10 protein-coding genes are annotated in these 11457 nt (G+C 60.0%); 1 reads left to right on the forward strand and 9 read right to left on the reverse strand.

All coding sequences use genetic code 11. The features are described 5' to 3' along the window. Window positions 1-129: 129 nt before the first annotated feature. The 4 genes from SJQ66_RS06260 to SJQ66_RS06275 all read right to left on the reverse strand — a co-directional run bounded on the left by SJQ66_RS06260 (window position 130) and on the right by SJQ66_RS06275 (window position 4695). Window positions 130-1428, reverse strand: coding sequence for a sensor domain-containing diguanylate cyclase (locus SJQ66_RS06260; protein ID WP_024904883.1), 1299 nt, complete (start codon window positions 1426-1428; stop codon window positions 130-132). Window positions 1429-1667: 239 nt separating this feature from the next. After that, entirely contained in the window at window positions 1668-2306 is a 639-nt protein-coding gene (locus SJQ66_RS06265; RefSeq protein WP_024904882.1) for an NAD(P)H-dependent oxidoreductase, read from the reverse strand. A gap of 175 nt (window positions 2307-2481) precedes the next feature. Then, a complete protein-coding gene (locus tag SJQ66_RS06270) occupies window positions 2482-2922 on the reverse strand; it encodes a GNAT family N-acetyltransferase (RefSeq protein ID WP_024904881.1) in 441 nt (146 codons plus the stop codon). Window positions 2923-3159: 237 nt separating this feature from the next. Continuing rightward, a complete protein-coding gene (locus tag SJQ66_RS06275; RefSeq protein ID WP_024904880.1) occupies window positions 3160-4695 on the reverse strand; it encodes a methyl-accepting chemotaxis protein in 1536 nt (511 codons plus the stop codon). A gap of 302 nt (window positions 4696-4997) precedes the next feature. Here SJQ66_RS06275 and SJQ66_RS06280 point away from each other — a divergent pair, with 302 nt between their 5' ends. Then, a complete protein-coding gene (locus SJQ66_RS06280; protein WP_320534174.1) occupies window positions 4998-5906 on the forward strand; it encodes an SDR family oxidoreductase in 909 nt (302 codons plus the stop codon). A gap of 157 nt (window positions 5907-6063) precedes the next feature. Here the strand turns inward: SJQ66_RS06280 and SJQ66_RS06285 are convergent, their stop codons facing one another. The 5 genes from SJQ66_RS06285 to yghX form a co-directional block, all read right to left on the reverse strand. Beyond that, window positions 6064-6609: a DUF2894 domain-containing protein gene (locus SJQ66_RS06285; protein ID WP_320534095.1), complete on the reverse strand. Its 546-nt coding sequence runs from the start codon at window positions 6607-6609 to the stop codon at window positions 6064-6066. Further along, window positions 6602-7261: an OmpA family protein gene (locus SJQ66_RS06290; RefSeq protein WP_024904876.1), complete on the reverse strand. Its 660-nt coding sequence runs from the start codon at window positions 7259-7261 to the stop codon at window positions 6602-6604. The genes SJQ66_RS06285 and SJQ66_RS06290 overlap by 8 nt, the downstream gene beginning before the upstream one ends. After that, window positions 7258-9381 (reverse strand): DUF802 domain-containing protein, encoded by a 2124-nt coding sequence (locus tag SJQ66_RS06295; protein WP_320534096.1) that lies wholly within the window; start codon window positions 9379-9381, stop codon window positions 7258-7260. Before SJQ66_RS06295 ends, SJQ66_RS06290 begins: the two co-directional genes overlap by 4 nt. A gap of 6 nt (window positions 9382-9387) precedes the next feature. Continuing rightward, window positions 9388-10272: a DUF3348 family protein gene (locus tag SJQ66_RS06300; protein ID WP_024904874.1), complete on the reverse strand. Its 885-nt coding sequence runs from the start codon at window positions 10270-10272 to the stop codon at window positions 9388-9390. Between the two features lie 120 nt (window positions 10273-10392). Then, window positions 10393-11298, reverse strand: a complete 906-nt coding sequence (gene yghX, locus SJQ66_RS06305) for a YghX family hydrolase (protein ID WP_046152071.1) — start codon at window positions 11296-11298, stop codon at window positions 10393-10395. Between the last annotated feature and the right edge of the window lie 159 nt (window positions 11299-11457).

The following is an 11457-nucleotide window of genomic DNA, read 5'->3' on the forward strand; positions in this document are numbered from 1 at the left end:
TCAAAACGCAGATAGGGCCTTCGACTTCAGGGAACTCCGCTTAAACTCGCTTCGATGGTTGCATCGTCTATCGTAGTGGCGTTGTCCGCTAGCTGAAGGCGGGCGGTAATCGGCACGTTTCGTGATGGATTATGCCGACTCGGTGCGATTCCGGCCGGATGCCTTTGCGCGGTACAGCGCTTTGTCGGCGCGCTTCATCAGTGCATCGACGTCGCGCTCACCGCGCGCTCGCGTGACCACGCCAATACTCACGGTAAAAGGGGTTGGCATGCGGCCCGACGTTTGCTTGAAATCCTGTCTTTCGTATCGTTGTCGTAGGTCATCCGCGATGCGGCGTGCGAGGTCAGCATTTGCGCCGGGCAGCGCGGCAACAAATTCTTCACCGCCCCAGCGCGCAAATAGATAAGGTTCCGGCGTCATTGCGGCGCCGGTCTCCCCCAGCGCGCGTAGTACCTCGTCACCGGCATCGTGACCGTGACGATCGTTGATGTCCTTGAAGCGATCGATGTCGAGAATAAACACCGAAAGGTCATCATCGGTGGCTAATATTTGCTCGACGAATGCCAAAAACCCCCGTCGGTTCGGCAAGCCTGTCAGGGCATCCGTCGTCGCCTGCTTTTTCAGCAGTTGCATAAGACGAAAACGATCCGAGATGTCGCGGACGACGGCCATGAATTCCGTGGCACCATTCAACTCAATTTTGGATACCGCGATTTCCACCGGGATGATGGACCCGTCACGATGCTGTCCATAGACGCTATTCGTGTCGTCCATGCGGGGCGGTGTGGCTTGTCGGACCCTGGGTTGATAGGTGTCCGCGAATTGCTGCACTTTCCGGGGATGTCCGGCGCGAAACTTTTCGGGTAACAGCGTGACGATGGGACGGCCCAGTACTTCGGCCGACGTATAGCCGAACATATTTTCGGCTGCGCGATTGAACAACGTAATGTTGTGCTGCTGATCCATGGTCACGATCGCATCGTAGGCCAAATCCACCAAGGCCTGATAGCGTGAGGTGTTGTCTTCCGGCGCGGATTCCGGCTCCCGCGTTGCGGCGGCGTCTACGCCGGTCACAAGAACCTCGGTTACGTTAAGACGGTCCTGCGCTAGCGTGATTGGCTTGAGCGAAAGGCGCCATCGATGTGGGCCTTCTCGAAAATCGTGTGTCTGCTCACGTCCGTCGGTTTCCTTGCCGATAAAATACCGGACGAGCGTTTCACGAAACGCGCGCGGCGCGGACGCGGGCATGAGCGTATCGAACGGAATCGGGAAACCTGGCCTCGCTGCGTCCGTCCAACCCACCATCCGGAAAAATGCGTCATTGCAGGCGGTAACAACAAGCGTGCCGTTATCGTTGCGTCGAATCATGGCGACGCAAAGTGAAAACCCATCCATGGCCTGGTTTGATTTGCGGGACCCATCGGACATAAGGTTACCTTGCAAAAACCTTACTTCATCTCAATATATATCGCGTGAGTAATTGTCGCATGGCGGCTCGCCACGCCAATTTAATGCGAGGCGATACCGGGCCGTTTTGTTGTCGCGGGACCGCAGTAGACGAGGAGCGGGGATGCCTGCGCCGTCTTTTCCTTGTCGTCGCTCACAAAACCGCTATCGCTGGCAGTGGAACAGTTTGTCGACGGCGGGGGGGCGCAGGAGAGAGCGGTTTATTTTACTTCGGTGACAAAATTTTCACGGCTACGGCGTACTTTCTTCAGGTTTACCAACCAATCGCCTTCGGCCGCACGATAGCCCAACGGTAGCATGACGACACTGCGCAGATGCTTCGACTTCAGATCGAGGATGTCGTCCACCGCTGCCGGGTCGAAACCTTCCATTGGTGTGGAGTCGACCTCTTCGAACGCGGCGGCGATCACCGCGGCGCCCAGGCCGATGTAGGCTTGTCGTGCCGCGGCCTGGAAATTTGCTTCCGTGCCGCGATCGGCGACAATACCGAGCAGCATTTTGCGGTAGTTTTCCCAGCCTTCATTCTTGAAGCCTCGTACGTCGTTGGTCAGGTCGAACATCATATGGACCCGCTCTGGGGTGATGTCGTCCCATGCCGCAAACACGAGCAGGTGCGAACAATCGGTTACTTGCGCCTGATCCCATGCCACGGTACGGATTTTCGCGCGAATCTCGGCGTTGCTTACGACGAGCAATTCGAATGGCTGCAACCCGCTGGACGTGGGTGCCAGACGTACGGCTTCGATGATCCGTTCCAGCTTATCCGCAGGTACGTGCTTGCTGGGATCGTATTTCTTCGTTGCGTAACGCCATGTGAGTTTTTCATTCAGAATCGTCATTGCCGTCTTCCTTCGTTGTGTATCGAAATTTTATACCATTCCCATCCACTTCTCGGATGGACGCTGCGATGCGATACGAATGGGAAAACCGCCTCGAGAAATCGGGCGCCTCACGTGGCGCAATGAGAAAGAAGCGGCAATTGAAGTAGGGTCATTGCACGTGTCGTCGACCTTGTCAGGTATCGGCACGCATGTGGTAGGCACTCGTGGTTTCGGATACGATATAAAACCCGAGTTTTGCATATAGATGTTGCGCGGGATTCACTTTAAGAACCTGTAGCGAGACCGGCATGTTGTCACGCGCTGCCAGGGCGAGCACGCTACGGATCGCCGATGCGCCGATACCTTGATGCTGATACTGCGGCAATATCTGGATTTGCGATATAACCCATTGCCCGTCCGATCGGTAAGCCTTTAGCAGGCCAACGTCGACCCCGTCGCGCTGGATAATCCGGGCGTCTTCGAGATGGAATCGGATACGTGCCAGGTGTGCTGCTTCGTCAATCGCTTGCCCGGCTTTTCGAAGATAGCGTGTCATTGTCCGCGTTCGTAGCGCGAGCAGGAAGGGCTCATCTTCCAATGTTGCAGCGCGTAGTGAGAAGTGGACGGGTTTCATCAGCGCACCTTTTCCATGTGCAGACATCGTCGTGGCTCACGACAACTGATGTATTTTATCTTGGCGGATGACGTGGTCCATTATTCGCCAGGTAAGGTCCACATGCGGAAGGGAATGATACCGAAGGCATCATTCCCTTCTATTGGCATCGCATCACGCGCCGCGGTTCTTCGCCGCGCGCCGCCGGTTACTCATGCCAGGCAAGCGGTTAGGGTACGTTTTATTGATCGAGCGTGATCAGGCCGCTACCTTGAATACGGACACCAACTCACGCAGTTGGGCCGCCTGCGATTCCAGCGAGCCCGCCGCCGCGGCCGCTTGCTCGACCAATGCGGCGTTCTGCTGAGTGACCTCGTCCATTTGCGAGACAGCCTGATTCACTTGCTCGATACCGCGGCTTTGTTCGTCCGATGCCGCGGCAATCTCGCCCATGATATCCGTCACGCGCTGGATCGCAGTGCCAATCCGATCCATCGAGTCACCCGCGCGGCTGACCAGATTCGTCCCGGTCTGGACCCGTTCGCCGGATGTTTCGATCAGTTCCTTGATTTCCTTCGCGGCTGCTGACGAGCGTTGCGCCAGCGAGCGTACTTCACCCGCCACGACAGCGAACCCCCGACCTTGCTCGCCGGCACGCGCTGCTTCCACCGCAGCGTTCAGCGCAAGGATATTGGTTTGGAATGAGATGCCTTCGATCATGCCGATGATATCGGCGATCTTGCCGGAACTTTCGTTGATGCCTGCCATTGTTTCCACGACCTGGGCCACAATCTCGCTGCCTTCCAGCACCGCATCCCGTGCAGTTGAAGACAAGCCACTCGCCTGACGGGCGTTTTCGGTATTGTGCCGTACCGTTGCGGTCAGTTGTTCCATGCTCGCCGCGGTCTCCTGCAACGACGCCGCCTGTTGTTCCGTGCGCGACGACAGGTCGTTATTGCCGGCGGCAATTTGCTGGCTCGCGGTAGCGATGGCTTCGCTGCCGGAACGCACCGAAGACACGGTTTGAACCAGGCTTTCCTGCATTTTTGAGAGACCACCCATCAATTGGCCCATCTCGTCGTTGCTGGCTGCGGCGATGCGTGCACGCAAGTCGCCCTCGGAGATCGCATCGAAGTGTCCCAGCGCCGAGCGCAGTGGCACGCCGATTGCGCGACCCAATGACCACCAGGACCAGATTGCCAGCAGGACCCCGACGATCATTGCGGCAATGGTGAAGTTCATTACCATATCCATCGTCGACGTCGCGGCGTTATAGCCATTCTCGGCTTTCGTCGAAAGGAACGTATTCAAATCTTCCCGGGATTTCAATAATGCGGCATAGTTGGTGGCAACGTTGACCATCTCATCGGAGGCGCGCGCCGCATCATTGTTGCGCAAGGAAGCATAGACAGCGTCATATGCCTTCTGTAGCGCAATTCGTTTTTCCTGCATGGCGGTGGCCAAAGCCAGCGATTCCGGCGATTTCTTGATTGCCATGAATTGGCTCCAAGCCTTGTCGGAGTCGGCGCGCAATGCCAGGCCTGCCGAGATGGACTCTTCCATCTTCGGGTTACCCATGCTGGCCATCGCGCGGCGTGCGGTCGTGCGTTCCTGGGTCGCATTCAGCACGGAATCACCGGTATAACGGACCGCCGGCATCTGATTCTTGAAGGTGTTTTTCAGCGCGGCATTGGACTGATTCAAACCATAGATGCCCAGGCCGCCAATGGCGACAAGCATGATGGCCAGCAGACCGGAAGTGAGGCCCACGCGGGCCTTGATCGAAAGACTCATGACACTCTCGTTAAATGGGTCGGAAGGCGGCATGGCAAATGTGCGATGCCGCAGGGACGACCGCTATAACGGCGGCGTGGTCGCGGGTCGGAGTGGCAGATTGTCGCACTCCGGGTGAATTCGTATTGCGCGTGTGCGCGTTCATCAGCCTCAGCGGTGTTGAAAAGCGTCGCATGAGGCAGCGCAAGATGCACGGAAGCAGGGCGTATACGGCTGACGCGGCATACGTGGCCGTTTAGTAGGAACAGCGTTTGCGTCAGCGCAAGGGAGTTTTTCTCAAACGCGCTTTTTGGAGGCCAAAGATGAGTGACAACACCGTCCGTAATCAATTCGAGATGCGCAACCCGCTGACGCAATATCCGCAGCCACCCTTTAATCATCAGGTGCAAAAGCCACCTGGCCTGGCCGCGAAGATGCAGCCCCAGCCGGACCACGGTGAAAACAGCTATCAAGGGTTTGGCCGGCTGGCCGGCCGCAAGGCGCTGATCACGGGTGCGGATTCCGGTATCGGCCGCGCGACCGCCATCGCGTACGCTCGTGAAGGCGCCGATATCGTCTTCACCCATTTACCTGAAGAAGCTGAAGAAGCAAGGCAGGTGGTCGCCTTGGTTGAAAAAGCTGGCCGCAAGGCGCTTGCCATCAGCGCCGATCTGTCTAAGGAAGAGGTGTGTAAAAACGTGGTTCGTCACGCGGTGGAAGCGCTTGGCGGACTTGATATCGTTGTGAACAATGCCGGCCGTCAGACCGCGAAAGCATCTATCGCCGATTTGACAACCGAGCAATTCGAAGCGACCTTCCGCACGAATGTGTTTGCAACCTTCTGGATCAGCAAGGCCGCGCTGCCGCATCTGCCGGAAGGGGCGACGATCATCAACACCGCTTCGATCCAGGCGTATCAGCCGTCGCCGAACTTGCTCGATTACGCGCCGATGAAAGCGGCTATTGTCGCTTTTACCAAGGCGCTGTCGAAACAAGTCATCGGCAAAGGCATCCGTGTGAACGCTGTCGCACCGGGTCCGTTCTGGACCGCGTTGGAGCCGTCGGGCGGTCAGCCGCCGGAGGCGATCCCGGATTTTGGCGGTCAGGTGCCGTTCAAGCGCCCGGGTCAGCCGGCCGAGATTGCGCCGATGTACGTCCTGCTTGCCTCGCAAGAGTCGAGCTTCATCACTGGCGAAGTGATGGGTGTAACGGGCGGCCAGACTTTGCCCTAATGGCTTAAGCCGGTGTCGACCGCTTCATATGCGTCATCATGCGCCGAAGCGCGCATCGAGCGACGCATCGGCTGAAACGAATGCAGGGCGCTTGCTCCCGTGACAAGGCATGAGGAAAATTGTTCAAGACAACGAATGGGTGGTTGTCGATATACGGTCAATCGTCGTTGCTCGGTGGAGGCGTCTCCACCCCCTTCTTTACCAATTTCGACGACGGTCTGGTCCGACGTTTCGGGAGTTTCCGGGCCGGCCCGGCGGACGGCACGTGGGCCGTCGGCAACGTAAGCGGCGTGCTAACGGTGACCGCGCCCAGATCCGCCAACTGATCCATATAGGCCAGTAAGTGCTGTAGATACCCTGGTGCGGTATCTTGCATCAGCGACAACGCCCGATGGACGAGGCTGCGGGAGTTCAGCGGCCCTGCGTTTTCTGGTACATATCGCAACGACCGCCGAACCTGTCTGTCCAACCGCAGCACTGCCCACACTTGCCGGAAATAGGGCAGTACCGGCATCTCCGGATATTGTAGCGACGCTGCATCGTGTGTCGCTTCCCGCGTCACCTGCATCGCGAGCACGAGCGGCGAGGTCCGATTGTCGAGGTGCTGGGTCAATGCCCGCAGCGCGTCAAGCGCTGCGGGTTGCGCCGCTACGTTTGTCGAGGCTGCCGTCTGTGGCGCATCGTCGTCACGGTGCTCACTCACGTGCGTTCTCCGGCGCGTTCGCGTTGGACGCCGGCCGAGGCACGGCGGCAATTTCCACGCGACGATTTTTTGCACGGCCTGCATTGTCGTCATTCGGGCTGACGGGTTGCTCCGAGCCGAATGCGGCCGCAAAGACCGATGCCGCGGGGATACCGGAATCAATAAATGCGCGTGTGACCGTCAGCGCCCGTTGCGCGGACAGTTCCCAATTATCGACGAAACGTGCATTGCCCGCGCGGCGAACTTGGCGATCGTCCGCGAAGCCACTGATCATCAGAATCTCATCATGCGATTGCAGATACGCGGATAGCGGCGGGACCAGTGACTTCAGCAACGCGCGTCCTTCCGGTTGCAACTGGTCTGAGTTCACTTCGAATAAGACACTGCCGTTTATGCCGATCCGTCCGTTAATTAGCGTGACCCGCCCGGCCGCCAGCGGCACGGCAAGCGCCTGCTCCAGGGTCTTGCGACGTGCGGCTTCCTGTTGCCGATGCTGCGTTTCCTGCGTCAGCTTGGCCGACAACTGCATTTGAACGCCGACCACGCCGACGAGGATCAACACGAAGGCACCTAGCATCACCGACATCAGGTCGCCAAAAGCGGCCCATACAGGCGTGCCTCCGCCGAGTCCCTCTTCTATGTCGTCGTTCATGTCGCGGCCGCTCCGGTTTCCGCCACGTGTGCGTCATGGCCGCGCTGGGCCGCGAGATGTTGCAGGTTCTCGATGATTTGCTTTTGAGACAACATGCTGAGGTCGATAACCTCGCGTGCTTGCGCGACGTAGTAACGCAGTTGCTCGTCGCCTCGCGACATCGATTTTTCCAACGCGCCTTCCACACGCTCGAGATGTGTGACCAGGGTGCTGTTTGCTGCGTCGAATTGCGAGACGGCACGCTCCATTGTTTCGCCCAGGCTGGCGACTTCGGACGCGCCCTTGTTGATGTTCGCGGCGATGCTGTCGAGCTTGCCGGTCTCGTCCGCCACGCGTTGCGCAAAGTCCGTGGCAATGCGTGACAGCAGATCCGACGAACGCCCAACCAGGGTGTCGATGGCCGTGCGTTGTTCGGTCGCCGCGAGATTGACGCCTTTCAGTAGCGTTTGTAGCGTATCGAGCAAGCGTGCGCGTTCGTCGAGGGTGGCGGTGTCACGCGCGACGCTCTGGGACAGTTGCTCGCGCATCTCGCCGATCACGTCGGCGGCCGCTTTCGGCGCTTCCGACGCGGTAGCCGCCAGTTTCGCCATTTCTGCGATGACGCCGCGTGCCTGCTCCGCACTTTGCTCGGAGATCGTCTTGGCTGTTGTCGACAAGGCATCGCAGATCGCTTGCTGACGCTGTGCCGTCTCGGCCGCGGTCTGTGCCCATTGCACACGCAGTGTATCCGTGACCGATTCCAATCCGGCGCGCCACGTTTCCAAGCGCGCGGTTTCCTGATCACCAAGTTGCCTGCGCAACGTGGTGTGCGACGTATCCAGGCCATCGAGCAGCGACTGCGCGCCGGCGGTGAATGCCGCGCCTGCATCGGTCAGCGATTGGGCATGCCGGGCGGCCAATTGTTCGCCAACCCGCGCTTGTTCTGCTACCGTGTCGCGCCAGGCTTGCGCCGCATCGCTCACGCTCGTACCGTATTGCGCGGACAGCGTATCGAGCATCTCGCGGGTGCGGGTCTCGAAGTCGTGCGTGAAGTGGATCAGGGCATCCTTCAGTTGCGCCGCCTGTTCCGCTCCGGCGTGCGTGTGCGCCTGCAATGCGTCTTGCCACAGCTTGGCAACCTCGGTTGTCGAGCGCGTGAAACCGTCCGTCAGACCAGCGAGCTGGTGTTGTACTGCATCACCCACCGTGCGTTGCAAGGCGCGCATCTCGCTGCCGATGCTGTCGAACGTGGCTTGCGCCACCGGTTGCAACGCCGCGCTGGCCGCTTGCGCACCGTCGGCCACGCTCCGGCGAATTGACTCACCAACGGAGCGGGCCAATTCGAGATACACACGCTCCGTATGCGCGTGAAACGTCTGCTGCTGCGCGGCCTGCCGTTTCTGCGCTTCAAGCTGCTGCTGTTCGAGCGCCGCCATTGTCGCTTCAAGACGCGCGACGAGCGCGGGCATCACATCGGCTTGGCGTTGTAGCAATTGCAGGGATGCGTCGCGTTGGTGGCGTTGCGAGAAAACCCGCAATGTTGTGGCGATCCGGCCGTCGAGCACGTGCATGATCTGCAGACGTTCGCGGCGGCATAGCGCGGCAAGCAAGCCGAGCATCGCGGAGGCGGCCACCCCCGCGATCGATGTGCCAAACGCAAAACCCAGGCCCCTGATCGGTGCGCCGAGCGAGGCGCGGATCGCATCGATATCGGTGGCATTCGCCATTGCCGCGCCTGTACCGCGCAACGTGACCACCATGCCCAGCAACGTGCCGAGCATGCCAAGCAATACCAGGAGCCCGACCAGATAAGGGGTCAGCACCGGCCCTGGCAATGAACCGCGCTCCCCTTCCACGCGCAGTCGAACCGCGTGGCGCAGCGACGCGGGCAACGGTGCCAGCCACTCGTCCAATCCAGCGGGGGCGGCCTGCAGCACCGAGACACGCTGTGCCAGCGTGGCGCTGTCGCGGCGATAACGGTCGAGCTCGAACGCGCCGCCGGCATAGCAGGCGGTGATCACGAGGGTCATCAGGAAGGCGAGGGGACTTGCACCTCCCTGGCGCAAATAGCCGACACCCACCCAGCACAACACGGCCAGGCCAACGAGGAAAATGACGTAATGGAGACGATATCGGGACATGGCGTCCTATTCAGCTAAAAAAGTGTGTGCGTGCAGCGCTGCAGTGAGGCCGTCGATCGGCTCGAAACGCAAGGCGAGTTCGGCGAGCATGACGCCGCGCATCGTGTCGCGAAAAACATCGACCCAGGTCCGTGGCGCGCGCTGTGGGTTGTGGTGTTCAGGTGTAGCGTCGTCGGGCATGCCGTCCGCGCCGTCATGGGCATTGGCATGCAGTCGACTAAAGTAGCGGCCGAGTATATCCGGGACGCTGGCCAGCAAAGCGCGTTCTTTCCGGGACAGCGCATGTTCGAGGACGGCATCGACCGCGGCCAGGCGTGCGCCATCGACGGAACCCGCGGCAAGCGCTTGCCGCAGATGTGCCCGCAAGTGGGTGATGCGCGTTTCCATCGATTGCTGTAAAGCCAGGCAGCGTTGCCGGAAGAACGTTTCCTCCAGCGCGACGTCGGAAATGAAGGCGGATGAGCTCGGCGGCATTGCGCCGGGCGACGCGCCAACACGCGCGTGGATGGCGTTTCCAGCGCCGATTTGATGGCCGCCACCGGGTGCCGTGCGCCTGTCGGAGGCCGTCGCGGCGGCCGTCCGGCGCGGTGCAAACGCGCTGTCCCCGGTGATGGTGTCGATCAGTGCACGGCGTACCTGGGCCGCCATGGCAATATCGGGATGTGCACCTCCCGGCCGTGCGGCGGCATCCGCGCGTGCGGGTGCACCCATCGGCGATGAAAGCGCCGACGACAGGCCGATCGCGTCCGTCCAATCGAGCCATTGGCTCAATTGGTCCGACAGCGTCTGGGCGGATGCGGAAAGGGGGGCATGCACCGGGCGAGCTTGCAGGTCCGCCAATAAGCGGGCCAGCGGCGGGCCGCCCGGTGCTGCGCGGGGAGGGACGTGCACGGTACCGGCTACAAACGAAAAGCCGGTAGTTTACACGCGGATCACGTTGCCGCCGTCGCTTCTTGCGCAACGCCGGCTATCAATGCGTGGTCAATCAGTGCCAAAAAAGAAAATTGGCTTCTATGCCAGGTACTTATGGAACCATGCGATGGTTCTGTCCCAGGCCAGCGTTGCCGCTTTTTCGTCGTATCGTGGCGTGGTGTCGTTGTGAAAACCGTGGTTGACACCAGGATAGATGTACGCTTCGTACACTTTGTCGTTTGCCTTCAGGGCTGCCTCGTAAGCCGGCCAGCCGGCGTCGATGCGCTGGTCGAGTCCTGCGTAATGAAGCAGCAACGGCGCCTTGATGCGCGGCACATCCTCAGCCTTGGGCTGCATGCCGTAGAACGGCACAGCGGCTTTCAGCTCGGGATAGGCGACCGCAACAGCGTTTGCGACGCCGCCGCCATAGCAGAATCCGACGATCCCGACTTTGCCGTTCGTCATGCTTGGCTGCAGCATGAATTCGACGCCGGCGAAAAAATCGTTCATCAACTTGGTTGGATCGACCTGGCTTTGCATGGCCACGCCCCGTTCGTCGTTGCCTGGCCAGCCGCCCAGGGAAGACAGGCCGTCCGGCGCCAAGGCCAGATAGCCGGCCTTGGCCACGCGCCGCGCCACATCCTGGATATACGGGTTCAAGCCGCGGTTTTCATGGACGACCACGACGCCAGGGATCGCCCCGGCCCCCGTGCCCATCGCCGATTGGGACTTCGGCCGCACCAGATAGGCGCGCACGGTCCCGTTGCCGTTGGGCGAGGGATAGGTGATGTATTGCGCCACGATATCCGGATCGTCCGCTGAAACCTGATTGGCGAGCGCGTAGTCAGGGGTCATCAGTGACAGGACCGTGGCGGCGGTCATGCCTCCCACGGTGTATTTCGCGGCGCGGTCCAGGAACATCCGCCGAGTAATCTGGCCGTGCGCGTAATGGTCATAAAGCGCCAATAGTGCAGGATGAAAGTCTTTCGCGGTCAGACGAGGCATGAATCACTCCCTTTATCGTTTTCGAGGAAATCCAGGCGAAGCGCATTGCGCGTTCCATGATAAAACGGACATACCGCCTTATTCATGCGCTATTGAAAAAACCGCACGGTAGGTCCCGTCTATCACCAAGGTGATTTAAGGGACATTGACCAATATGGG

The organism is Robbsia andropogonis (assembly GCF_034047095.1).
Classification (GTDB): Bacteria; Pseudomonadota; Gammaproteobacteria; order Burkholderiales; family Burkholderiaceae; genus Robbsia; species Robbsia andropogonis.